General features: G+C 41.3%; 19 protein-coding genes. 9 read left to right on the top strand and 10 right to left on the bottom strand.

Going from position 1 to position 25,417, the window contains the following annotated elements; genetic code table 11:
• Positions 1-131: 131 nt before the first annotated feature.
• The 3 genes from KFO40_RS14095 (at position 132) to KFO40_RS14085 (ending at position 1,894) form a co-directional block, all read left to right on the top strand.
• On the top strand, positions 132-818 hold the full coding sequence (locus KFO40_RS14095) for a phosphatidylserine decarboxylase family protein (RefSeq protein WP_004316298.1): 687 nt from the start codon (positions 132-134) through the stop codon (positions 816-818).
• A gap of 10 nt (positions 819-828) precedes the next feature.
• Entirely contained in the window at positions 829-1,536 is a 708-nt protein-coding gene (gene pssA / locus KFO40_RS14090) for a CDP-diacylglycerol--serine O-phosphatidyltransferase (RefSeq protein WP_008025067.1), read from the top strand.
• A gap of 67 nt (positions 1,537-1,603) precedes the next feature.
• A complete protein-coding gene (locus KFO40_RS14085; RefSeq protein ID WP_004316302.1) occupies positions 1,604-1,894 on the top strand; it encodes a DUF4834 family protein in 291 nt (96 codons plus the stop codon).
• 14 nt (positions 1,895-1,908) lie between these two features.
• On the opposite strand, the gene KFO40_RS14080 is transcribed toward KFO40_RS14085, so the two are convergent.
• Positions 1,909-2,346, bottom strand: a complete 438-nt coding sequence (locus KFO40_RS14080) for a nucleoside deaminase (RefSeq protein WP_008025068.1) — start codon at positions 2,344-2,346, stop codon at positions 1,909-1,911.
• Between the two features lie 26 nt (positions 2,347-2,372).
• Positions 2,373-2,606 (bottom strand): hypothetical protein, encoded by a 234-nt coding sequence (locus KFO40_RS14075; protein WP_004299215.1) that lies wholly within the window; start codon positions 2,604-2,606, stop codon positions 2,373-2,375.
• 67 nt (positions 2,607-2,673) lie between these two features.
• On the opposite strand from KFO40_RS14075, the gene KFO40_RS14070 reads away from it, so the two are divergent.
• From KFO40_RS14070 to KFO40_RS14055, 4 genes are all read left to right on the top strand, one after another.
• A complete protein-coding gene (locus KFO40_RS14070) occupies positions 2,674-3,039 on the top strand; it encodes a YraN family protein (protein ID WP_008025070.1) in 366 nt (121 codons plus the stop codon).
• A 114-nt stretch (positions 3,040-3,153) separates the two neighbouring features.
• Positions 3,154-3,510: an MmcQ/YjbR family DNA-binding protein gene (locus KFO40_RS14065; RefSeq protein ID WP_004316305.1), complete on the top strand. Its 357-nt coding sequence runs from the start codon at positions 3,154-3,156 to the stop codon at positions 3,508-3,510.
• Entirely contained in the window at positions 3,494-4,252 is a 759-nt protein-coding gene (locus tag KFO40_RS14060; RefSeq protein ID WP_074705848.1) for a biotin--[acetyl-CoA-carboxylase] ligase, read from the top strand. The genes KFO40_RS14065 and KFO40_RS14060 overlap by 17 nt, the downstream gene beginning before the upstream one ends.
• A 66-nt stretch (positions 4,253-4,318) precedes the next feature.
• Positions 4,319-5,611 carry a zinc-dependent metalloproteinase lipoprotein gene (locus tag KFO40_RS14055; protein WP_008770697.1) on the top strand — a complete coding sequence of 431 codons (1,293 nt, stop codon included), beginning with the start codon at positions 4,319-4,321 and terminating at the stop codon, positions 5,609-5,611.
• A gap of 33 nt (positions 5,612-5,644) precedes the next feature.
• On the opposite strand, the gene KFO40_RS14050 is transcribed toward KFO40_RS14055, so the two are convergent.
• Positions 5,645-6,328, bottom strand: coding sequence for a tetratricopeptide repeat protein (locus KFO40_RS14050; RefSeq protein ID WP_008770696.1), 684 nt, complete (start codon positions 6,326-6,328; stop codon positions 5,645-5,647).
• Positions 6,329-6,440: 112 nt separating this feature from the next.
• Between KFO40_RS14050 and KFO40_RS14045 the strand changes: the two genes are divergently transcribed.
• Positions 6,441-7,769, top strand: a complete 1,329-nt coding sequence (locus KFO40_RS14045; protein ID WP_117809734.1) for an MATE family efflux transporter — start codon at positions 6,441-6,443, stop codon at positions 7,767-7,769.
• A 54-nt stretch (positions 7,770-7,823) separates the two neighbouring features.
• Positions 7,824-8,534, top strand: a complete 711-nt coding sequence (gene pyrH, locus KFO40_RS14040; RefSeq protein ID WP_008025075.1) for a UMP kinase — start codon at positions 7,824-7,826, stop codon at positions 8,532-8,534.
• A gap of 172 nt (positions 8,535-8,706) precedes the next feature.
• Here pyrH and KFO40_RS14035 read toward each other — a convergent pair whose 3' ends face one another.
• The 7 genes from KFO40_RS14035 to KFO40_RS14005 form a co-directional block, all read right to left on the bottom strand.
• Positions 8,707-10,260, bottom strand: coding sequence for a hypothetical protein (locus tag KFO40_RS14035; protein WP_008025077.1), 1,554 nt, complete (start codon positions 10,258-10,260; stop codon positions 8,707-8,709).
• 10 nt (positions 10,261-10,270) lie between these two features.
• The gene (locus KFO40_RS14030) at positions 10,271-11,683 is read right to left on the bottom strand and encodes an agarase (RefSeq protein ID WP_118407625.1); all 1,413 of its coding nucleotides are present in this window, start codon (positions 11,681-11,683) and stop codon (positions 10,271-10,273) included.
• A gap of 3 nt (positions 11,684-11,686) precedes the next feature.
• Positions 11,687-14,350, bottom strand: coding sequence for a glycoside hydrolase family 2 TIM barrel-domain containing protein (locus KFO40_RS14025; protein WP_211146493.1), 2,664 nt, complete (start codon positions 14,348-14,350; stop codon positions 11,687-11,689).
• Between the two features lie 11 nt (positions 14,351-14,361).
• Entirely contained in the window at positions 14,362-16,476 is a 2,115-nt protein-coding gene (locus tag KFO40_RS14020) for a BACON domain-containing protein (RefSeq protein ID WP_211146492.1), read from the bottom strand.
• A gap of 25 nt (positions 16,477-16,501) precedes the next feature.
• Positions 16,502-18,115 carry a RagB/SusD family nutrient uptake outer membrane protein gene (locus KFO40_RS14015; protein WP_211146491.1) on the bottom strand — a complete coding sequence of 538 codons (1,614 nt, stop codon included), beginning with the start codon at positions 18,113-18,115 and terminating at the stop codon, positions 16,502-16,504.
• Between the two features lie 14 nt (positions 18,116-18,129).
• Positions 18,130-21,189, bottom strand: coding sequence for a SusC/RagA family TonB-linked outer membrane protein (locus tag KFO40_RS14010; protein WP_211146490.1), 3,060 nt, complete (start codon positions 21,187-21,189; stop codon positions 18,130-18,132).
• Between the two features lie 131 nt (positions 21,190-21,320).
• Entirely contained in the window at positions 21,321-25,355 is a 4,035-nt protein-coding gene (locus tag KFO40_RS14005) for a response regulator (RefSeq protein WP_211146489.1), read from the bottom strand.
• Positions 25,356-25,417: the final 62 nt, after the last annotated feature.

Raw genomic sequence — 25,417 nt, 5'->3', positions numbered from 1 at the left:
ATTACTACCTCTTGGGTTATAAACAAAAATAATCCTCAAAAAGTTATCAACATTCGCATTTCTATGCTCATTTACTTGCTGATTTTTTAAATTAAGTATATTTTTGCAGACAATATCATTAAACAGCATTCATGGGCCGACTAAAGAAATTGAAGAAAATACGTATTCACCGCGAAGGAACACATATATTATGGGCAAGCTTTTTGCTATTGCTATTGATTAATGCAGCTCTTTATTGGGGAATCGATTGCAAAATACCTTTTTATGTGGTAGCAGTAGCGAGTATAGCAGTCTATCTGCTGATGGTGAATTTCTTTCGATGTCCGATCCGTCTCTTCGGGCAGGACACTGAAAAGATTGTCGTAGCACCCGCCGATGGAAAAATCGTCGTCATCGAAGAAGTGGATGAAAACGAATATTTCCATGACCGCCGCTTAATGGTATCTATTTTTATGAGCATCGTGAATGTACATGCCAACTGGTATCCGGTAGATGGTACTATTAAAAAGGTAGCGCATCATAATGGCAATTTTATGAAAGCATGGCTGCCGAAAGCCAGCACAGAAAACGAACGTTCTACGGTAGTGATCGAAACTCCGGAAGGAGTGGAAATACTCACCCGGCAAATCGCCGGAGCAGTGGCACGCCGTATTGTCACCTACGCTGAAGTAGGAGAAGAATGTTATATTGACGAACACATGGGATTTATCAAATTCGGTTCCCGCGTGGATGTGTATTTACCCATTGGCACGGAGATTTGTGTCAAAATGGGACAATTAACGACCGGTAACCAAACGGTTATCGCCAAACTTAAATAATTCTGTCACAATGACAAACGTTATTAAAAATAGTATTCCGAATACCGTAACCTGCCTGAACCTTTTCTCCGGTTGTATTGCTTGCGTCATGGCTTTTGAAGCAAAATATGAACTGGCTCTACTTTTCATCGCTTTAAGTTCTATTTTTGATTTCTTTGACGGATTGTTGGCTCGTGCACTTAATGCACATTCCATTATCGGAAAAGACCTGGATTCATTGGCAGATGATGTCAGCTTCGGAGTTGCTCCCTCACTGATCGTATTCTCCTTGTTCAAAGAAATGTACTATCCGGCAAATATGGAGTTCATCGCTCCTTATCTACCCTATTTGGCATTCTTGATTTCTGTTTTTTCTGCCTTGCGCCTGGCTAAATTCAACAATGACACACGGCAGACCAGCTCTTTTGTCGGACTCCCAGTACCAGCCAATGCTCTGTTTTGGGGCTCATTAGTGGCAGGGGCACATGACTTCCTGATATCAGACAACTGCCATCCTGTCTACCTTCTTATACTTGTCTGTCTGTTTTCCGGACTACTGGTATCAGAAATACCGATGTTTTCTTTGAAATTTAAAAACCTGTCATGGAATGACAACAAAATCAGTTTTATATTCCTGATTATCTGCATTCCTCTTCTTCTACTTCTTGGAATTAGCAGTTTTGCCGCCATTATTGTATGGTATATTTTACTTTCACTTTTTACAAGAAAAAGTAAATAAACAATCTCTTGGCACGTTTGTTGTACTATGAGTTTTATCAAAGTAACAACATAAAAATCATAGTCCGATGCATATACTTTTATTCATACTCATTTTTATCATTGCCATTTTCGTATTTGGCCTTTCTATTGTCGGCTTCATATTAAGAACGATTTTCGGATTAGGACGTAGTTCTTCTTCATCCCGCCCGAAACAGACGGAATCAGGACGTACAAGCCAACAAAGCTATAACCAAACGAATCGCCGTTCAAATGATGATGAAGAAGAAATATATTCCGAGAATGTTCCGGAGAAAAGACATAAAAAAATATTCACCCAGGATGATGGCGAATATGTAGATTTTGAGGAAATCAAATAGCCATTACACTGCTTTCATTTCCGTTTCGCTGCAAAAAACTCTTTCATTAGTGCAGCGCATTCGTCAGCCATTATCCCTTTTACAACCACTGTTTTAGGATGTAGAGCCGAACCGGCATATTTCTGATAGCCGCGTTTTTCATCTTCGGCACCAAACACAAGCTTGCTTGTTTGTGCCCAAGCAATAGCCCCTGCGCACATCACGCAAGGCTCAACGGTGACATACAGGGTACATTCGTTCAAATACTTACCACCAAGCACGTTGGCAGCAGCTGTAATAGCCTGCATCTCAGCATGAGCCGTTACATCATTCAATGTTTCTGTGAGATTATGGGCACGCGCAATAATCCGCTCTTTACAAACCACGACAGCTCCAACGGGAACTTCTCCTCGCTCGGCAGCCTTACCTGCCTCTATCAAGGCTTGTTTCATGAAGTAAATATCGTCCAGCATTCCCCTCTTTAATTTTTAATTTTCAACTATCGTCTCATATCATGTTCACCAAAAAGGGTGGGATAATCTTCTTCCATATTCTTATGGATAAACATGAGAATTGTTTCACGAAGCCAACGTGACTTGTTCGTTATCTTATATTTCTCAAGATAACGATCTACAATCAGCTGTTCTTCGTCGCTCAATAAAATGCTCATCCGTCGTTCCCTTTTGGTACATTCGACATGCATTTTCAGGCACTTCTTACTCCTTTTTCTCATATCTTCTGCAAAATTACTTTTACTTCTGTAAAAACAAAGAATAAAAGCAGTAAATTTGCAAAAAAAGATGGCTGAACATAATGATTTAGGAAAATCCGGAGAAAATGCCGCCGTAGCTTATCTTGAGCAGAAAGGTTATCTTATTCGTGACCGGAATTGGAGAAGAGGACATTTCGAACTGGACATTGTAGCTGCAAAAGACAATGAACTAATTGTAGTAGAAGTGAAGACGCGCAGTGACACTCTGTTTGCAGCCCCGGAAGATGCTGTAGATTTACCCAAAATAAAACGTACAGTACGTGCAGCAGATGCCTATATCAGATTGTTTCAGATTGACACTCCTGTACGCTTCGATATCATCACTGTAGTAGGCAACGACGGGAATTTCAAGGTTGAACACATAGAGGAAGCGTTTTATCCTCCTTTATATTAAAGAAAGCTGTGGATTTAGATATTCATCATTATAAAAGCCGTGAAATTCGTGCAATCTGCGCTTTAATTTATGATATAACCAATTATGAAAACATACTATAATTATTAATTCATTATGAATGTAGAAACTGTCAGAGAATACTGCTTGAACAAGAAAGGAGTCACCGAATCTTTTCCTTTCGATGATGTATCACTGGTTGTAAAGGTAATGAACAAGATGTTTGCTCTCATTGACCTGGAAGAAGCTAATCACATCGCACTAAAATGTGATCCGGAAAAAGCAATCGAATTGCGTGAACATTATTCGGGAATTGAAGGGGCTTATCATTTTAATAAAAAGTACTGGAATAGTGTCCGCTTTGACAGTGACGTAGATGATAAATTGATGAAAGAGCTTATTGACCACTCTTATGATGAGGTAATCAAAAAATTTACTAAAAAGTTACGCGCAGAATATGATGCCCTCCCCTGATACATTCCCGGTTCCATTGATTCATATCAACGAGACGAACTCGACCAACAATTATCTGCAATCTCTCTGTTCTGAACAGAAGGTGGAGGAATTAACTGTCGTTGTCGCCGATTTTCAGACTTCCGGTCGGGGACAGCGTGGAAATTCGTGGGAATCAGCTCCTGGCAAGAATCTTCTTTTCAGCACCGTTATCTTCCCCGAGTTTTTGGAAGCACGACGTCAGTTTCTTATTTCACAGATTATATCTTTAGCTATTAAAGAAGAATTGGATACCTATACCACCGACATTTCTATCAAATGGCCGAATGATATTTATTGGAAAGAAAAAAAAATATGTGGGATGTTGATAGAAAACGATCTGATGGGGCGGAATATCAGTCAGAGCATTATAGGAATCGGAATCAATATTAATCAAGAGATATTTCACAGTTCTGCTCCTAACCCCGTTTCACTGCTACAAATCACAGAAGAAGAGCATGATCTATTTGAAATACTGAAAAATATCATGCTGCGTATCCAATCTTATTATAGCTTGCTCAAAAAAGGCGATACGACATCAATAGCCTGTCAATATGAAAAATCTCTTTTCAGAAGGGAAGGGATGCATCGATATAAAGATGCCAATGGAGAATTTCTTGCACGAATCGTTTGTGTAGAACCTGAAGGAAAGTTGATATTAGAAGATGAGAAGCTGATTAAAAGAGGGTATATGTTTAAGGAAGTAGAATATTTACTGAAATAAGCTATTCTATTCCAGATCAAAACATTATCTTTGAAACGTGCGTTTTTATATAAAACTCTTTCATTTATGAAAACAAAATTAATTTTCCTCCTTCCATTGTTATGGATATTAATAGGATGCGATGATTCAGATTCTGCAACATTGCATATATCAGAATCGAAGTTTGATAACATCAGCGCAAGCGGTGAATCATTAACGATAGATATTACTTGTAGTTCCTCATGGACTGTTACAAGTAATAAACAATGGTGCATTCCCAATACACAAAAAGGAGAAAACGATGGAAAGTTAATCTTATCTATTAATGCAAATCTGGAATCCAAATCCAGAACAGCAACTGTCACTATCATAAGTCATAAGGTTAGCAAAACTGTTCAAATCATTCAAAATGGCTCTACCAATACGGCTGAAGAATACCATTATGAACTCCCTGTAATCTTTCATGTATTGTATAAAGAAGATGAGAATTCTCTACAAAAAGTAAATTCAAGCCGTTTATCCCATATACTAGACAAAGTGAACAGTCTGTATAAAAGCAAGAATAACAGTGTAGACATGAATCTTACTTTTACATTGGCAACAACAGATAAAAATGGAGAAACATTACCCAATCCTGGCGTAGAATATATCCAATGGCCAGAGTCATACCCTATCGATTGTGAAGCTTTTATGAAGGATAATTCGGGAAAATATGTAAAATACTTATGGGATCCAAACTCATATATCAACATTATGGTTTATAATTTTACAACTGAACCGAATTCAAATTCAGTAACATTAGGTATCTCTCATATTCCTTTTTCTACTACAGGCAAGCATTATTTAGAAGGGCTTGGTGAAACAGACTACTCTCATCTAACATTAGCAAATTTACAATTCCCACTATCTGTCTCCATTAATAGCCTATATATTAATGAAGAGTCTACTCCAACAGAATATAGTACAGCAGACATTGCTGTCACGCTAGCTCATGAATTAGGACATTACCTGGGACTACATCATGTCTTTGCCGAAACCGATAATGGCACGTGTGAAGATACGGATTATTGCAAAGATACCAAAAGCTATAATAAACAAGAGTATGATAGCAAATGTGATTACATATATGAGAATGAGAGAGAAAAATACACATTTAAAAATTTGGTAAAACGAACAGGATGTGATGGTATAGAGTTTATCTCTTATAATATCATGGATTATGCTATTAGTTATTCAAACCAATTCACTCAAAATCAACGTGAACGTATCAGACATGTCTTATCCTATAGTCCTCTGATACCCGGACCGAAGAAAGGAGACATTGATACCCGAGCGCTTAATGAAGGGCCTTTGGATTTACCAATACGAACTATAAAATAACAAATTGAATATAATTGAAAAGAGGTGAACCGCTTAGCGATTCACCTCTTTTTCTATCCTCAATATCTTATCCAATGTCTTTTGAGCTTCTGTTGATGGAAAACGCAGAATCACTTTCTGCAAAGAGTTACGCGCTTTCTCATACCGGGTAGTGAACAACTTCGATAATCCATCCCGGTAGCGGGCATACTGCATTTTAGTGGGAGAAGAAAGTTTTTTATAATCCATCTCCAACTTTTTCTTCTCCTGTTCTGCTGTCAAATAATAATAGTTTCCTAAAAAGATATTAGCCGCCAGATTATCCGCCTCAAGTTGCAATATTTTTTCGTACATACGCAAAGCATCTTTCTCCTGCCCACGACATACCTGCATTTCTGCGCAAGCTTCCAAACAATCTACATTATTAGGAGTCTTTTGCAGTAATTCCTTGTAAAATAAATAGGCTTTATCGTAATTCCGATTCTTTTTATAGGCAAGCGCTAATTCTGTAGCCAGTTTGGAGCTAATTTCACTGTTCTTGTCTACATTCGTCCAATAATACATTTCCGTACGGTCTATATTCAGAGCGATAGTCTGCCGGAAATAGCTCACAGCCTGCCCATTCTGCCCTGCCTCAATGGCAGCAGACACTTTTTGTAACATCTCATCAACCGACTGCGCATTCAGCACCAGCGGCAATGAAAATAAAGAGATAAGAAAAATAGTTAAGGTCCTCATAATCCATCTGATTGCTATTTAGTTCGTGACACACAAAGATACAATAAAAAAATAAAAAATGTACCTTTGTTCGCGAAAAGAACAATCAAATTGATAAAAGTGTTTTTATACAATGACAGATAAAAAAAAATCCTCCGTAAACAGACGAATATTACAGATAGCCATCCCATCGATTATATCGAATATTACCGTTCCGCTACTGGGACTTATCGATGTCACGATCGTAGGACATCTCGGTTCTCCGGCGTACATTGGAGCCATTGCAGTAGGGGGAATGTTATTCAACATTATCTACTGGATTTTTGGATTCCTACGCATGGGAACAAGCGGAATGACTTCACAAGCGTACGGTCAACATGATTTAAACGAAATCACCCGGTTACTGCTACGTTCTGTTGGAGTAGGATTATTTATAGCACTTTGCCTGTTGATACTCCAATACCCTATTCTGAAACTGGCATTTACACTGATACAAACCACACCGGAGGTCAAGCAATTGGCAACAACCTATTTCTATATCTGTATCTGGGGAGCCCCAGCCACATTAGGGCTTTATGGATTCGCCGGCTGGTTTATCGGGATGCAGAATTCACGTTTTCCCATGCATATCGCTATTACTCAAAATATTGTCAACATTGTAGCCAGTCTATGTTTTGTCTACTTATTGGACATGAAAGTGGCAGGAGTGGCAACAGGGACTTTAATTGCCCAATATGCAGGTTTCTTCATGGCTATTCTGCTATACATGCGTTACTATAGTGCGCTTAAAAAACGAATCGTATGGAAAGAAATCATACAGAAACAAGCCATGTACCGTTTCTTTCAAGTCAACCGGGACATATTCTTCCGCACCCTCTGCCTTGTTATAGTCACTATGTTTTTTACCTCTGCAGGAGCCGCCCAAGGAGAAATCGTATTAGCCGTGAACACCTTACTCATGCAATTATTTACCTTGTTTTCGTACATTATGGACGGATTCGCTTATGCCGGTGAAGCACTGGCCGGCCGTTACATTGGTGCCAAAAACCAAACAGGCTTACGTAACACAGTACATCACCTTTTCTATTGGGGGTTCGGTCTTTCACTGGTATTCACAATTCTCTATGCAGCTGGCGGAAAAGAATTCCTAGGATTACTAACCAATGACACTTCAGTAATCAGCGCTTCAGACACTTATTTTTACTGGGCACTCATTATTCCGTTAGCCGGTTTCTCCGCTTTCTTATGGGATGGCATTTTCATCGGTGCCACTGCTACCCGACAAATGCTTTACTCCATGTTAGTTGCCTCTGCCAGCTTCTTTGGAGTCTATTACGCTTTCCATCCCCTTTTAGGAAATCATGCCCTGTGGCTGGCTTTTCTCGTTTATCTTTCATTGCGGGGAATTATACAAACCCCTTTGGGAAGACAAATAATGAAAAAAGTAATCGTATCCCGGTGAGGCTATCCGATAAATTATCTCTATATTTGCGGCAAACAATAAAAAGCAAAAGGTATGGCAAAGTATAAAAGAATCTTACTAAAGCTTAGTGGAGAGAGCTTAATGGGCGAAAAGCAATATGGCATTGATGAAAAAAGACTGGCAGAATATGCTGAACAAATCAAAGAAATCCACGAACAAGGGGTACAGATCGGTATCGTTATCGGAGGAGGCAATATATTTCGCGGACTAAGCGGAGCCAATAAAGGTTTCGACCGCGTGAAAGGAGACCAAATGGGAATGTTGGCTACTGTAATCAACAGTCTCGCTCTAAGTTCTGCTCTTGTGGCTACCGGTGTAAAGGCACGTGTGTTGACAGCAGTCCGGATGGAACCTATCGGTGAATTCTACAGTAAATGGAAAGCTATCGAATGTATGGAGAACGGCGAAGTAGTCATTATGTCCGCTGGAACGGGAAATCCTTTCTTTACTACTGACACCGGTTCTTCACTTAGAGGCATAGAAATCGAAGCAGACGTTATGCTGAAAGGTACTCGTGTAGATGGTATTTACACAGCTGACCCCGAGAAAGATCCTACCGCTACCAAATTCGACGATATTACATACGATGAAGTACTGAAACGTGGTTTGAAAGTCATGGATTTGACAGCGACTTGTATGTGTAAAGAAAACAATCTGCCAATCGTCGTATTTGATATGGACACAGTAGGCAACTTAAAGAAGGTTATCAGTGGAGAAGAGATAGGTACGTTAGTACATAACTAATTTTTCACTACCGATATTCATTTGTCTATCAGATGATACTCTGATCTGATAAGACATTGATTATTCATTAAAAAATAAGAAGTGCGAATTTTGCAGTATAGCTTTAACCAAAACTAATCCTGTAAAATTCGCACTTTGTTTTTCCTCTCAAATATTATATAGAAACAAACACCTATTTATCAAAATACTGAATCAAATCATACGCATTAAAATTCAATTCGCGGGCAAAGAAAGATAGATAAGGAAAGAGTTGATAAGAATTATCATAAAGACCTTTATTAGCAGGTTTCGACGAATTGTCCGTACCATCATCATCCTGGTATTTGAACCAATGCCAGCCAACACAATTCTTAGCTTCAAGCAATCCTAATGTAAAATGCTGATAAGCATAAGCTCTCTCGTTTTGTGTAGGAACAGAATATCCGGCTCCCGACTGGTTATTCAGATCAGAGTCCTCCACCCCTTTCGTATAAAACTCACTTACAAGAAACGGTTTGTCCGCCCAATTAGCCCAATCAGCAATCGCTGTTGTCAGTTCAGGACTCCAACGACTATAATAGTTGATAGAAATAACATCACAATATTTTCCGGCAGCTCTCACTACTCCTTCCATATATTTAGGAGTTCCATGTAATCTTGTTCCCAGATAAAGCAACTTATCATCTACTTTCTTCACTGCCTCTTTCACTGCTTTATAATATTTCTCTGCTACAATCCCGGCAAACTCATTATTCAAGTCATCCGTCACACTTTGCATACCTTTAGAATCCATAAAAGCTTTCGCCGCAACATAAGCCGGATCACTTGAGTTACTGATAGCCAGAAAACGATCTAAAATCCGGGAACTGTTTGAAGAGAAGTTTATCTCATTATCCGAAAAGAAACCTAACACATTAGGATCACGCAAATAATCTGCGAAAGCACTACCTGCCAAATATGATTCACACCATTCACTCCATCCATTATAAAACACAAGACCTGCTGCGTTATCATCGCTTCCTCCAGGGTAATTATAAGACTTCGCACTCTTGAACTGACTTAAAAAAGCAAATGAAGGCGCCAAAGTTAACGGACTGCTCGGATTGGAAGCATTATGAGTCTGAATCAGTGAATAAGTTCCTGTACAGAAGGCACCTGTACCGTGAAAGCCGATCTCACTCAATTCACGTTGAGTAGTAGATAACCATTTCTCATCAGTTCCAAACCTGCTATTCCAGGCCGTTTTATTACGACTGGAAGTTCCCTTACGCAAAGAAGTCGCACTACGTTCCAGATGCAGACAACCTTCCGGATCAACCAACCACCAACGTCCGTCTATTTTCTTCGTATAAAATCTTCCCGTAGCCGCCTGTTTCGGAAGCGTAGTCGAACTTCCGTATTTATTAACCGACTCCTGATACGCTTTCAACGTTTTAATAGCCGGCTTATACCCGTCCATATACGCAATAATACGTGTATTCTCTGTTTTCCAACTAGATATAGGCGGATAAGCACTGGAATACTTAACATTGATAGGGCGATACATATTGGCATTTAATGACGGAGTATACATCACAGAAGCTCCGGGAGCAGGCAAATCTTCCGGATATTCCGATTCTACATCTCCCCCTCCCATCACTATGTCAGGAGGCATAAAATTAGGATCTTTATCATCATCATCCGTACAAGACACCATAGGAATAGAACTTATAAACAGAAAAGTTCCCAATATAAATAGTTTTTTCATGGTATGTATTTTATTTATTATTAGTTGATTGTTGATCGAACCAGTCAGCCAAACGATAAGCGTTGATATTCAATTCTTTCATAGCATCAGCCAACGGTTTATAAAGATTGTATTCATTATCTACCAGCCCTTTGTTAGAGTCCAGATTCGAAGGATCTACCCCTTTTGCTGTCGGATCATTATCCTGATAACGGAACCAATGCCATCCGACACAATTCCCACTTTCCAATAATCCCAAAACAAAATGCTGGTAGGCATATCCACGTTCCTGCTGGGTTTGAACGGTGAAACCTGCCCCTGTTGTGTTTGCCAGCCCTGAATCCATTCCTTTCGTATAAAATTCCGTGATGATGAAAGGTTTTTGAGCCCATTCGCCCCAATGCTTCATGGTCTTCTCACTCGGTGTCCATGCACCATAGTAGTTAATAGCAACGACATCACAATACCTGCCTGCCGCTTCCACAATCTGGCGGATAAACTTAGGTTTTCCATGTAGACGACTACCTAAATAAAGGTGATTGGGATCATATTTCCGAATCGCTTCCGACACCACTTTATAGTATCGTTCCGCTACTACCCCCGCAAACTCTTCCCGATGTTCGTCCGTAATTTGCTGCAAAGTAATACCCTGCTGTTTCAACCAGGATTCTGCATACAATCTTCCCGGATCATTGGGATTCTTCAAAGTCAGATACCCCTCCAGATTCTTCGGCCCGAACGGCAGTTCATTATCCGAAAAATAGCCGATGATATTTTTATCCGTTTTATTTGCGACCAGTTTTTGTGCCATCTCATCGCAATAGGTTTCGAACTCCGGGTCAAAAACAAAAATACACTGATTAGGATATCCCGTATTACCAGGTAACTGATAAGTTCCTCCTCGTTTCTTCCCATATCCACTCATCAGGTTCAGAATGATTGAGCGAGTCAGTACCTCCTTATGAGAGGCATTGTAAGAGGCAATAGCTTCCTCATTACTCCAGGAGCCGGCCCCGGAAAAGCCCAGCGAATGAATCATCCGTGCCGTTCCTTCGATCCATTTTTCTTCCGTACCGAATTTGTCCAGCATTGCTTGTTTATTGCGTTCGGAAGTACCTAAACGTACTCCTACCACCACTTTCTGCAAATGCCGATACCCATCGGGATCAATCATCCACCATCGATCTCCGGTACGTTCTACCCTGAAAAATCCTGTAGCCCGATGCCTGGGAGCATCCAAATCACTTCCATACTTATTCACACGTACTTTACCAGTAGGTTTGAACCCATCCAATTGAGCAATAGTACGAGTATCATACTCTTTCCAAGGCAGATTTTTCTGTCCTTTCACCCACGGACGGGCAGTGACCTTAAATGTGCTTCCCTGCGCATAACCAAACTGGGATAACAGCAGTAAAAACAATATAACTATACTATTTTTCATCATCTAATATTCTTTTACGATTCGTATTGCATTTAAAATAGGCACAGATTCCACCGCTCCAAAACGAACGACAAGCCCCTTTCCTTGTGAAACCGGAACAATATATTTCTTAATAACCGCACGTTCGGAACCGTATTCTTCTGCAATATTCATTTGTTTGGCAACAGATACTCCATTTATATCCACAGAAAATACCCGGTTAATATAGTCCTCCCTCACTACATCATTTCCTAAATTATACACCAAAGCCTCTCTTTTATTTTCAGAAGTAAGTTCTGTCCAATACAAATATACAGCATAAACACCATCCGGTACATCTGCCTTAAAAGCTTCAATGCCTACTCGCTGTGTCTGGAAGACAGGATCCTGATCCGTCCCCAGTATATCTGTATCGCTGGCCGGCAAAGAACCGTAACGAGTTTTGTTCGGAGCCACTTCCCCACCAATATATCCCCATGAACCTTCTGCATAAGCCTGTTCGGGTATCCAGCACATCTCTGCTATCCGGTCCTCAAAATAGCGTCGAGCACCCAGTAGTACATTGATTTCCGTAAAGCCATTCTTCACATTGACACATTTAAAATCACAAACATACTGGTCACGATATTCACGTCCCTCCTTTTCAATCACAGCATCCACCACATTCTTTCCGTTTACAAAAGGAATGTCCACGGAAACCACCTTATCTGCTACCGGATATACTCCCAAACTTTTTCCATTCAAAAAGACCTCCACCTTATCCGCGTTAGTATAAACTTTCAAGGGTTGTGTACAACTCTTTCCATCCCGACTGGCTCCTGCCCTATTCTTCCAAGATTTAGAAGCAATATGCAGAACAGGTAACTCTTTCAGATAAGCCTGATAAAGATAATATCCGTCCTTACGTTCTCTATCCGTACTTACCAACCCTTTATTGTTCACGTGAGGCATGGCATTTCTTCTGGCTTCGGAATAAAAATCATTCAAATTCCAGACCATAGCCCCCACGATATAATCCCTCTTTAGAATTTCAGGCAAATAATGTTCATGATAGACAGAGCCAAACTCACAACTAAAATCAAACCGCACAGGCGAAAAAGAATGAATACGAGTATCTACATCCGCCCCATATTCGGTAATAAGCAACGGTTTATGAGGAAACTCCTTGTGAAGTTCTTCCAGTTTCTCTTCAAATCCGTCCAAATTACCACCATACCATCCATTATAAAGATTAAATCCCAATAACATCGGCAATTCAGTAATCCCTGCTTCCTGATAGATTTGGGAAGCAGAATGACAAGGCAACATGGTATAGCGTTCCGAGTCCAGACTTCTGATCTGCGCCTCAACAGCCGAAGCTATTTGATGAAGAGACTTCATATATTCCGCCCGTTCTTTCTTGTTGTCAGGATTAAAGGGAGGACGCAAAAGCACTTCATTCATGTAAGCCCAAATGATGACAGACGGATAATTATAGTTCTGATAAACCATTTCCGTAGCCTGTTCCACACAGTTGTCCATAAACGCCCTACTTTGAGTAATGGCATTTACAATCGGAATTTCAACCGAAGTCAACAGCCCCAACTTATCACACATCTGCATCACAACCGGATCTTGCGGATAATGAGCCACTCGCAGGAAATTACTTCCCATATCCTTACTCAACTGTATATCCCGGATATGCATTTCATCCCGCAAGGCATTCCCCATTCCTTTGTAATCCTGATGCCGGCTGGTACCAATCAATTTCCGATATTTCCCGTTCAGGAAAAAACCTTTCTCCGCATCAAAATGATATTCACGGATTCCCAGCGGATTAACAACGCAATCGAGAACTTCTCCCTTTTTATTCTTCAAACGGCTATACACCTTATATAAATAAGGAGAATCAACATCCCACCGTTTGGGTTGCGCAATAGTCATCAACGCTTCAAAGGCTACATTCTTCTCTCCTGCCTTCACATTCACTTTCTTTGCGGAAAGTGCCACTCTATTACCGTCTGCATCCAAAATCTCCGTTTCAAGAATCAATGCCTGATTACTTTTCAAAGCATTGGACAAGAATGTTTTTGCACACACTTCCGCTTGAGCGTCTGTTATTCCAACAGTTTTGAGATATACTCCACTGGAAGCATAATGGGTGGTAGACAGTTGCACGGGCGAAGTATACACCAGATAAACATCCCGATAAAGTCCGCCGAAGAAAGTAAAGTCTGCCGAAAGAGGAGCAATATCCGGATTATAAGAGTTGTCAACACTCACTGCTACCAGATTGCGTCCGGTATGAACATAGTCAGTCACATCAAACGTAAAAGCAGAATAACCACCTTTATGATTCCCTACCAACTTTCCATTCACAAATACATTTGTCTCCTGATTGGCCCCTTCAAAACAAAGATAAACTCTTTGACCGACAATCAGTTCCTCCACTGTCACGGCTTTCCTGTACCAGCCTTTTCCCCGGAAATAACCGGGGATTTCATCTTCTGCATCTTTTGCATTCCAAGTATGAGGAATGGAAACGTCAGTCCAACCGGACACATCAAAGTCAGCATCGAACGCGTCTCCCTCAAAGAGGGAGAACTTCCAACCATCGTTGATCGTTTGCGTCACACGCTGACCGCAAACCGTGCCGGCAACAATCAATAACAAGCAGGCTAAGATTATTTTTCTATATACCTTATACATACCTAATACCATTATTTCGAGATTGAACGGACTGCACGAATATATCTTAAAGAACTCTTTTTAGAGGTTGCACTGCTCCAAGATATAGGCTTTCCAAAACGTACATAAAATCCATTCACACCTTTCGAAGCCTCACGACAAGCCCAATATGTATCTCCTGTAGAAGATGACGCAGCCTCATTCATAATAGTTCCTCCCGCATTGCTGACAACCCGATCCCATGCTGCACGATTGGCTTTTTCAAAATCAGTAATCGCATTCGGATTATCATTTGTTGCATTTGCCACAGTGGTCCCATTATATGTTTCAAACATTTGTTCCAAGTCTTTTCTCCCCGACCAATACCAACCTGTCCCCTTGTCCATACAGAACTTAATGGCAGGCATTTCCGATGCATTTGGTAATGCAGCCAACGCCATAGTATTAGTATATCCATCATCTCCGGATAAATCCACTCCGGTAGAAGCCGGAGAGCCTGCTGTAGACCATGCCAAATTCTCTCTGTCCAACGACATAATCTTAGCCTTACCACGATTAGTTGCATCTACCCAGAAAACAATGCCTCCTTTCAACGAACCATTATCCGCAATTACCTGTCCCACCGCAAACTCGGAACTTAAAAGTCCTCTCTGTGTAATCGTAACCTCTTGTTTAGGCGCATTCGCTCCGCTTCCGGCTGTTACCGTAGCAGTCGTCACCCGGTTAGAACTATTCAGATTGGGAGATAATGTCCAAAAATAAAGAGTTTTATTTGTTACATCAACATACGCTTTCACCCAAGATTCATCAGTGATATTTATTACAAATTCCGTCTCATCAGAAATCATTGTGATTACCTCTGATTTTGCTACCGCATCAGGCGTAATAGTCACCGTATTGGTACTCAATTCGAGGGAAGCGTCTCCCTCGGCAGCTACATTTTGATTCACTGTTACCTCCACTGCTTTTGCGGCTGCGCCAGTACCGGCTGTTATTGTAGCAATTGTCGTACGAATATTACCAGTGGTATTTTTTGATTTTGCCTTGAACGTAACTGTTGTGCCTGAAATAGTATATGAAAGCCAGGAATCATCTGCCAACACTACGCTGAATACACTTTTATTGGATGTCAACGTAACATTTGCTTCCGCTTCGTTAGCACCTTCCAATGTCACAGGATTCGGATTAACCGTCAGAGTTGCCGGCTCTTCAGGATAAGTATAATCACCAACTGTGCGCATACATCTCACAAAACGGTTGGTAGCTGTTTTATTTCCTGCATCAGCACCAGACTTTCCGAAACGTACCCAATAAGCCTTATCCCCTGCTGCATTTTCCGTACTCGACCAATAGCTTTCCCCATTGCCCGAACCGGCAGCCTCATTTATCACATCACCCTGCAAATCGGTCAACATCTTATCAAATGCCGCACGTGCCGCTTTCTCAACTTCCGTCAACTTATCAGGTACAACCGAAGCAAAATCCGGATCAGCATGTCCAATACCGTTGTAAACATCAAACAACTCCCATAACTCATCACGTGCAGGCAGATACCATCCCTCACCCAACGACTGACAGTATGCCACTGCATCATTTGCAGTAGGAGCAGTAAACAAAGCCGTATTGGCATATCCATTCACTGTAGAAAGCGCATTATGAAACATCACGGAGGCCTCAAAAGGATTTCCTCCCTGACGTTTTACAGATACAGCTTTTCCTACCATCTTGTCCGAAGGATCCACCCAGAAAATCATACCAATACCATCATCTACACTTTGTCCTACCTTCAAAGAAAGGTCCGGTTCTTTGGAATCCTGTGTAACCGTCACTTCCACTGTATATGAACCGCAAGTCAGCTTCACGACAGTAGTCCTTGCATCCTCACCGTCATTCTGCGTCAAGGCAGTGTATATTACACTTTTAGCGTTTACATCTACAGAAAGCCACTCCGCTTGATATTGAGCAACAACCTGACCGACATTAGTATATAATAGCGATGTAACGGAAGAACCCGCCGCTTTTGCCAGGTTTACTTTTGTATCTTTACAATTAAATTCAGGCATCACACGTACCGACGCATCATCGACACAGGAAAGCAGCCCCAGATTTAAAATCAATAACAGATATATTATTCTTTTCATACTCATTCATGTTTTTCAGATAATCAATCGCTTAATACCAATTCTCATTCTGTGGAAAATTCTCTTTCCCCATCAAGTCAATCTGCTCCTGTGGGATAGGCCAACATTCGTGCTTTCCAACTACAAAACTGGTACGACATTCCGCATAATCTTTATCTAAATAAGGATTTTCAGCTTTTGTCTCGCCATAATGCGCTTTCACCCTTTCACCCAAAAGCCCCAAACGTTTTAGTAAAGGCCAACGGACTCCCTCGAAGTTCAGTTCACGGGCATATTCATCCAAAAGAATATCTTGCGTCAGAGGTCCCGCAAATTTGTCATTCCCGGCACGTTCCCATATTTTATTGTAACAGCGCAGAGCATCCGTGCTCATTCCTCCGTCACGGCGCATATACGCTTCTGCCGCCATTAAGTAAGTTTCAGCCAGTCGATAGACAATCAAATCCTTGAATCCCGTTGTCCGGTCCGGATTATCGGCCATAGTCCACTGATCAAAGTATTTTTTCGACATGAAATGCAACGTCTCACAATAACTGGAACTTTTCGCAAGGGGAATCAATTCGCCATATTTAGGAGAAGTAGGATCATTGTATTTGAAACGGTGTACAAACAATTCATTGTATCGTGTATCTTTAGCCTGGTCATACAAACTCAATAAATAGGTATTCGGATAAATACGTCCCCAACCATATCCACCCTGATCGGCCGTATTGATACAACCTGCAATTTTATTGATTCGGGTAGTGGTCTGAATAGAGATACGATGTCCGGCAACCGGAGTTCCGGAACCTCCTCCACCCAAGTTTTGTGAATATTGGAAACTCCACAACACTTCCGGGGATTTCAAATCTGCGCTATTAAATACATTCTCGGCCTTCTTTTCCATTGAGTAAATGCCCTCCTGTTTAAAGATGTCTTCACATTCCTCAATGGCTGTATCCCAATCCGATTCCCACATGGCAACCTGTGCACGGACATGTTTGGCAGTCGCTTTCGTTACCCGTCCATACAATACATTTCCGTTATTTTGAGGAAGCGACCAGTCCAGACCTTTCATTGCATCATCCAAGTCAGTCGTCATCAGTGTCATCAGTTCTTCATGAGAAGCCGGTTTATACTCCCGTTTCAGATTATCGACAGTGGTTGGAGTGACGTTCAGATAAAGGCGGTCAAAGCGTTTCCAAAGTTCAAAATAGCTCCGTCCTCTGAAGAATTTCGCTTCACTCCATGCGTGCAATACATCGCTGTCATCCAGTCCCAAGGCTTCTGCCGCTACAATAATTTCATTTGCTTTTCCGATAATCCCATAGTGATGTTTCCAGAACTTATTAACATCTCCAGTACTTGGAGTAAAACTTGTATTCAAACGTCCGATTGAGGTAGAAACACCTGCTCTAAGTATGGCAATATCCGTATTAAAGTCACACATGGTAACGATGTACAGATTAGATTCGTTATTATCCGCTCCACCCGGCAATTCACGTGCCAGGGAATACAATCCTGTAACGGCAGTATTCAACCCTTCGGGAGTAGTGAACAGATAATTATTCGTCACGTCTGTTTTTGATTCCAGATTTAATAAATCCGAGCAAGAAGCGGTCAACATTCCGCAAATGACAAAGGCTGTATATATTAACTTTTTCATAAGGATTCTTTATTTTAGAATGAAACATTGACACCAAACACATATTGTTTGGACTCCGGATAAGACCCTGGAGTCAGTTCGGGACTATAAGATTTAAACTCCGTAAATGTCAGCAAGTTAGTAGCTGTTGCATACAATCGTAATTTATGAATCGGAGTATTCTTCAATAGTCGGGTGGGGAAAGTATATCCCAGTTGTAAGGTGCGTAAACGGATATAAGAAGCATCCTGAATGGCAATGGCACTCAAATATGCAGGGTCCGCACTATAAGAAGGACGTGGGAATTTGTTCGAAGGATTGAACGGAGTCCAATAATCCACCTTCACCCCATTCAATTTTCCACGTAAAGAACCACCGGAATTATACTCGTACAAATAACCGTTCTTAATCTTTCTGCCGGAAACTCCATACCAGTCCATGAACAGATCAAATCCTTTCCAGTTCCATGTAGAAGAAAGGGAGAGTGTAAACTTCGGATCTTTACGGATAGGTACCCTGTCATCAGCTGTAATCTTTCCATCCCCGTTGTTATCACGCACCTTGACCATTCCCGGTTCAATAGCGCCACCGTAATTAATCGGACTGTCGGCCACACCGTCATTATCACTATCATAGGTGTTTTTCAGTGTATAAACCAGATTTCCCGTACCATCACGAGTGATATCAAAATCATCATACTGAAAAATTCCATCTATCAGATAATCATAGTATACATTGATCGGTTCTCCGATAATCCACCCCTGTGCTACCTGACTTGCCGGTTTCCCGTTCTCATCGAGAGTATCGTCAATACGGACAATTTCATTCTTATACATGCTGAAATTAGTTCCGAGTGTCCAGGTAAACTCCTTTGTACGTACCACGTCACCATTTAAAGAAAGATCGATACCACTGGATTTCGTCTTTCCCAGATTATCTAGCATGGTAGTATATCCGAGTGACGCATTCAGGGAACGTTTCACCAACAAATCCTTCGTATGAGTATTATAATACTCAACCGTACCATTCAGACGCCCATTGAAGAAACTAAAATCAACACCAAAGTTAGCTGTTGCAGACTGTTCCCATTTCAAGTTTGGATTAGACAGTTCCTTGCCCGGCAAATATCCCATTTGAAAAACATCTCCAAACTCATATCCTTTATTATCAGCCAGTCCCAAAGTAGTATAATTGCCGATACCGTTCTGATTACCTACAATACCATAACTCACACGCAGTTTCAGGTTATCAATCCACGACACATCTCTTAGGAAACTCTCCTGATTGACACGCCAGGCAAAAGCTGCCGACGGGAAAGTTCCCCATTTATTTTCTTTTCCGAAACGGCTGGAACCGTCACGGCGGACAGCCACGTTCAACAAATAACGATCTAAAAGCGAATATTGCGCCCGGGCCATGAACGACACCAAGTTATTTTCATTAAACTGACGACGAGGCTTGCCTGTAAACTCACCTTGAGAAATGAAGTTCCAGTCTTTATCCACCGGAAGATTCTCAACCGAGTACCCGATAGACTTCGACCCATTATGGTCGACAGACTGAACGCCGGTCAATGTCAACTGGTGTTTCTTGTTGCGGATAGGCACTTTATAGGTTACAATATTCTCAACCAGCCAGTTCTGTGTACGCGATTCGTCAAGAACGGCCGTTCCTCCGCCTCCCGGATATTGGGAATCTTTATAAGAACCGTCTTCAGACGTCTGATTATAAACAGAAGTATTCAGACGATAATTGAATCCCTTGAAAGGTTTCACATCCATAAAAAAGTTCAGGCGGTAATTATCACGGGTTACTTCACGTCCATAATGTTCGGCACGGTACAAAGGATTATAATTTCCTTCCGAGTTGATATATTTTGTATACTTGCCATCCGCATCATATATCTCCGCCAATGGAGAACTGGTAATAAAATCATTAAAGTTACCATCCTCACGATCTTGTTTTGTCATCGCATAAGAAGAATTGATACCGAAACTAATCCATTTGGCTATTTCAAAGTCCAGATTCAGTCTTAAAGAAAACTTCTGATACCCCGATCCGGTAACCACCATTCCTTGTTGGTCAAAGTAGTTGGCACCTGCCGATACTTTGATTTTTTCTGTTCCTCCACGTACACTGACGTCATGATTATGATAGATTGCATTTCTGAACATTTCTTTTTCCCAGTCGATAAACTTTCCGCTGGCCCATACCCGTTGCATCACCTCGTCTTCCAACGCTTCGGCTATAGAAATCTCACGCGCATCAATTATTCCTTTATCATGCGCCTTTGCTTCACGACGAAGCTGCATATATTCTTCGGGAGAGTAGAAATCGAAATTTCTCCAGAGAGATTGAATACCCAGATAGCCATTATAGTTGACTTCCACTTTTCCGGCTTTACCACGTTTGGTAGTCACCAGTACCACACCGTCACTGGCGCGTGCACCATAAATAGCCTGCGACGCAGCATCTTTCAGAATTTCAACCGATTCAATATCATCCGCACTCAACGTACTGAACTCTGTTGCACTGGAAGGAGAACCATCTATAATATATAAAGGTGCATTGTCTGCACTGATAGAACGGGAACCACGAATGGTAATCGAAGGAGTCGATCCCGGTCGTCCGGAACTACTCGTTACATTCACACCTGCGGCACGTCCACGTAACATGTCAGCCACATTTCCGGCGGGAAATGTTTTCATTTCATCCGCTTTGACCGAAGCTACCGAAGTGGCCACATCACTCTTACGCTGAACTCCATAACCGACAACCACCAATTCATCGAGCATTTTCGACTCTTCCACCATATTCACATTCAGTACCGTTTTCGTACCGACACGTATTTTTTGTTCCTTATATCCTATACAAGAAAAAACAAGGGTAGATTTAGCCGATACACTGATTGAATATTTTCCATTTACATCCGTCACTGTACCGTTAGTAGTCCCCTCCTCCATGATATTAACTCCGGGGATCGGTCCAAGTGCGTCTGTCACCACTCCAGAAACTCTGACGTTTTGAGCACTAACCTCTAAAGAGATAAGAAAGGCTGTCAGGAACACAGCCCATTTAATTACGATGTTTTTCATACTATGTAATAATTTGAATGATTACAGCGCAAAAATCCCAATTATTAATGATTTCGAATAATAGAATCGTCCGTATAAAAGTTCAAATAGTACAAATCTCGTCAGGTAGAAAGCACCTAAAACACTATAAATTAAGAGTTTGCATATTTCCGTCTATAAGCAGCCGGAGTAATATCATAAGCATTTTTAAAACACCGGATAAAATAACTTGGATTAGAAAAACCGTAATCAAATGCTATATCAGCAATCAGGGCATTGGGGTCATTCCGCAATTTTTCTGTTGCTTTTTTCAGTCTCAAAGATAAAATAAAGTCATTCGGGGTCTGTCCGGTCAATGCTTTCAATTTGGTGAAAAGCAACGTTCTGCTCATACACATTTCTCGTGCAAAAGTAGCTACGTCAAAGTCTGGGTTATCAATATAAGATTCCACAATCGCCGTAGCATCCATCAACATCTTTTTATCGATCGGATTAAACGGAAGGTCTTCCACTTTAGGTTCGTCGTTTCGAACAAACCGTTGTTGAAGTAGTTTACGAGTCTGGATGATATTGTTGCACCGGGCTACCAATATCTTGATATTAAAAGGTTTGGAGATATAATCATCCGCACCTGTCTGCAAGCCTTCCAAGGTATGTTCTTCCCGGTTGCGGGCTGTCAGCAAGACAACAGGTATATGGCTGGTCTGCAAATTACTTTTCAACTTCTCGCACATTTCCAGTCCGGACATGACAGGCATCATGATGTCACTTACAATCATCTGCGGTTGGAGCGAAGAAGCCCGTTCCAATCCTTCCTGCCCGTCGGCAGCCGTATATACCTCATATATCTGTTCAAAAATCTGCGTCAATACTTTACGCATTTCCGGGTTATCTTCTACAATCAGTATTTTCACCGTTTTATCCGGCTTCACCATTTCCGAGATTTCTTGAGGCTCTATTATATAATGTTCGGCAACGTGCTCGTCTGCGGAGGAAGAGGCTTCCATATTCATATTCGCATCCCGGTGGAGAGTAACGGTAAAAGAGGTAACTCCATTCAGTTCGCTTTCCACTCCGATGGTTCCCTGATGCAACTCTACAATTCCTTTCGCCATCGCCAATCCAATGCCCGATCCTTTGACAGTTCGTGTGGTTGTTGCCGAATCATCCTGCCAAAACCGTTCAAATACATGTTTGATCTTGGATTTATCAATGCCTACCCCCAGGTTGTTGACTGAAATCACAATGTCATTATCTCCTTCCGCTGACAGCTCAACAGAAATCCAGTCACCAGGCTTCGTATACTTAAAAGCGTTGGACAATAAATTATAGAATACTTTCTCTATCTGTGTTTTGTCAATATACAAATCAGCTTCTTTCAGAGTGGAAGAAAAGCGGAGATCTATCTTATTCAGTTGGGCATAACTATAGAAAGAGCCACAAATTTCCTCTATCACCGCCACAATATTCTCTTTAGAAATCTTTAGTTTCAAGTATCCCTGATCCTGCTTACGGATATCAATGACTTCATCCACGAGGTTATTCATCCGGCGGGAATTTTTATAAATATCCAGAATCTTATTATATACTTCAGGAATAATGTCCTTATGCATCAGGAGCATTTCGAGCTGGCTGGATATAAGCGTTAACGGAGTACGGAATTCATGCGATACATTGGTAAAGAAACGCAGTTTGGACTGGTTCACACTTTCGATATACTCTTTTTCCCGTTTCTCGGCCAATAAAGAGTGCCGCAAGGTTTTTCGTATCCAGAACATACGGATAATATAGCCGGCAATAAGGATAGCTGCCAGCACCATCAACAAAATAAACCATGCCCGCTGATAAACCGGAGCCTCCACTATCAGCTCAAAACTAACGGAAGGTGCTTCCCGACCGTGAACGCCCACCTGGTCGCCACGGACATGGAAAGTATAATGCCCCGGATGAAGATTGGTATAGGTAATCATCGTATTATCGCCCGCCTTCATATATTCGTTATCAAAGCCTTCAAGTTTATATTCCAGACCGATATTAGAAATATTATTCAGGGTGTTACTTGCTATCTCAAAAGTGACGGAAGAATATCTGGGCGGCAATACTAACCGATGTTCATACAATACGGTTTCTTTGATAAGCCCCAACGAATCAAGCGGTTGTATTTCCGTATTATCCACAAGCACCCGTTTTACAAACACATCATAGTCAACAGACTGCTTGTTCAGCTTTTCCTGGGCGATAGAGACAATACCCGCCAGACCACACACGTAAATTTCGTGGTCGGACGCAATATACAGCCCTCCGTCATTTACATTATTCAAGGGAAAATCACTCTGTCTGTTATAGTTCTCGAATGTAGTCGTTGCCAGATTGAATTTAGAGAAACCACCATTGGTTGCCACATAGATAGAACCATCCAAAGGACTCTCCACCAATCCGGTTATAAATCCATTTTCCAATCCCTGTTTCGCTCCGTATCCCACAAAAGAATCTGTCTTCTTATCAAATAGATAAATTCCCGAGCCTGTCGATCCCAGCCATATACGTCCTTTCTTATCACATAAAATGTGGTTGATGTGATGCTGCGCTGTACTCTGCGCTATTTGGGAGAAAGGATAACTATGGGCAATGCCCGCTTTGAGGTTGACTCGTATCAGATCAAAAGAGGTAGTCAGCCATAGATCCCCGTCTTTGTCAAACGTCATATCCCAAACCTGCGACAGATGTTTGGCAGCCAACGAAGGGTGTTCGAAATGATGAAGTCGAAGGTGTTTTTTATCCAATACAAGCAATCCTCCCTTGGCAGCTATCAATAAAGAATCGTGGCCGGCAAACTCTATCATTTTCACCAGATTATAGGCTCTGTCAACAACTGTTTTTCCTTCCGGAGTATAGATGTTTTCCGAGATAGATTCTATATGCCCGGTCGACAGATTAATCCGGTTGATTCCCTGATAAAGAGAAGCTACCCAAAGATAATCCGGCTCTTTCTCATAATAAAGAGACTTCACTATCTTAAAAGAAAGCTCTTGAGAATAGACCTTTTTTAAAGGGAAAAAGCGTTTGGTATGTTTATCATAATAGTTCAACCCGCTTCCTTCACTTGCAAACCAGATCCGTCCGGAACGGTCTTCGGCAATGGAACTGATAATATAAGAATTCAAATGACCGCCAACAGCCGTAGACGAGCGGTAAAAATGGAAAGCATCATTCGCTACATTATAATATTGGATTCCCTGATAGAAAGTCCCCAACCATAAAGTCCCCGAAGTGTCGTAATGCATCGAAATAATAGAACGTATATCGGCCGCCTCCACATTCAAGTCATATTCATAATCTGTAAACTCTCCGGTAAACAGGTTTAAAGTCTGCAAACCGGCATAGGTTCCGATATACAGGAGACTATCATTAGCTTGCGTCACATGACGCACATTATTATGGTTAATCGTATTTTCAGCTACCTTATTATGCTTGAAATGAGTAAGTGTTCCATCTTCATCCAACCGTATGAGCCCTCTGTTTCTGGTAGCTATCCAGATACTCCCGTTTCTATCTTCTGTTATTGAATTGACAGCTCCCACATCCATACGCCGGGTGATATGTGCAGACTGGTCAATACAGTATACACCTTTCGAAGAAGTCCCCACCACCACTGTCTGATTCTGACGAACCATGAGACTGTTCATCAATACATCCTCCTCATCCGAAGGAAATGAAAAGAATAACTCGGGCGCCTGGTCGAGGTTGCGATAACGGTAGATTTCCTTTCCGGTAGCTATCCATAATGCATCGTGCGCATAACAGATTCCCGCAACTTCTCCTTCACGCAACACCCTAAAACGATTCAAACGCATATCATAAAGAGTCACGCTCTGCAAACTGCGGATAAAGAGCAATCCGGCTTTATTTCCGCAAACCTGCCTGATATTATTGATATTGATGGAATAAGGATTAGCGTTATCCGGTTTGAATACTTCAAACTTACGTCCGTCAAATCGATTCAGCCCGTCTTGAGTGCCGATCCACAAAAATCCGAATTCATCCTGATAGAAACAATTGACTGTTTGATGAGAAAGTCCCTGCCTTACGTCCTTAAAGCGCATATTGATATCCTTCGTCACATTTGCCATGCAACAAAGTCCCGATATGAACAGGCAATAAACAACAAGAAATTTAGCTTTGGTCATCTGTGTTTTTCGATAATTCAGATGCAATATTCGGGAAAATCCAAGATATATGCAAGTGTTTA

The organism is Bacteroides sp. 1001302B_160321_D4, assembly GCF_015667765.1.
In the GTDB taxonomy this organism is placed as follows: Bacteria; Bacteroidota; Bacteroidia; order Bacteroidales; family Bacteroidaceae; genus Bacteroides; species Bacteroides xylanisolvens.
Note: the sequence above shows the minus strand (reverse complement) of the source record. Positions and strands in the feature narration are given on the sequence as shown.

Bases quoted from the DNA above. Each gene is read 5' to 3' on its own strand.
- pssA (WP_008025067.1), top strand. From the start codon at position 829: ATGACAAACGTTATTAAAAATAGTATTCCGAATACCGTAACCTGCCTG.
- KFO40_RS14070 (WP_008025070.1), top strand. From the start codon at position 2,674: ATGGCTGAACATAATGATTTAGGAAAATCCGGAGAAAATGCCGCCGTA.
- KFO40_RS14010 (WP_211146490.1), bottom strand. From the start codon at position 21,189: ATGAAAAACATCGTAATTAAATGGGCTGTGTTCCTGACAGCCTTTCTT.
- KFO40_RS14025 (WP_211146493.1), bottom strand. From the start codon at position 14,350: ATGTATAAGGTATATAGAAAAATAATCTTAGCCTGCTTGTTATTGATT.
- KFO40_RS14080 (WP_008025068.1), bottom strand. From the start codon at position 2,346: ATGCTGGACGATATTTACTTCATGAAACAAGCCTTGATAGAGGCAGGT.
- KFO40_RS14045 (WP_117809734.1), top strand. From the start codon at position 6,441: ATGACAGATAAAAAAAAATCCTCCGTAAACAGACGAATATTACAGATA.
- pyrH (WP_008025075.1), top strand. From the start codon at position 7,824: ATGGCAAAGTATAAAAGAATCTTACTAAAGCTTAGTGGAGAGAGCTTA.
- KFO40_RS14075 (WP_004299215.1), bottom strand. From the start codon at position 2,606: ATGAGAAAAAGGAGTAAGAAGTGCCTGAAAATGCATGTCGAATGTACC.
- KFO40_RS14055 (WP_008770697.1), top strand. From the start codon at position 4,319: ATGAAAACAAAATTAATTTTCCTCCTTCCATTGTTATGGATATTAATA.
- KFO40_RS14005 (WP_211146489.1), bottom strand. From the start codon at position 25,355: ATGACCAAAGCTAAATTTCTTGTTGTTTATTGCCTGTTCATATCGGGA.
- KFO40_RS14095 (WP_004316298.1), top strand. From the start codon at position 132: ATGGGCCGACTAAAGAAATTGAAGAAAATACGTATTCACCGCGAAGGA.
- KFO40_RS14035 (WP_008025077.1), bottom strand. From the start codon at position 10,260: ATGAAAAAACTATTTATATTGGGAACTTTTCTGTTTATAAGTTCTATT.
- KFO40_RS14015 (WP_211146491.1), bottom strand. From the start codon at position 18,115: ATGAAAAAGTTAATATATACAGCCTTTGTCATTTGCGGAATGTTGACC.
- KFO40_RS14030 (WP_118407625.1), bottom strand. From the start codon at position 11,683: ATGAAAAATAGTATAGTTATATTGTTTTTACTGCTGTTATCCCAGTTT.
- KFO40_RS14050 (WP_008770696.1), bottom strand. From the start codon at position 6,328: ATGAGGACCTTAACTATTTTTCTTATCTCTTTATTTTCATTGCCGCTG.
- KFO40_RS14020 (WP_211146492.1), bottom strand. From the start codon at position 16,476: ATGAGTATGAAAAGAATAATATATCTGTTATTGATTTTAAATCTGGGG.
- KFO40_RS14065 (WP_004316305.1), top strand. From the start codon at position 3,154: ATGAATGTAGAAACTGTCAGAGAATACTGCTTGAACAAGAAAGGAGTC.
- KFO40_RS14060 (WP_074705848.1), top strand. From the start codon at position 3,494: ATGATGCCCTCCCCTGATACATTCCCGGTTCCATTGATTCATATCAAC.
- KFO40_RS14085 (WP_004316302.1), top strand. From the start codon at position 1,604: ATGCATATACTTTTATTCATACTCATTTTTATCATTGCCATTTTCGTA.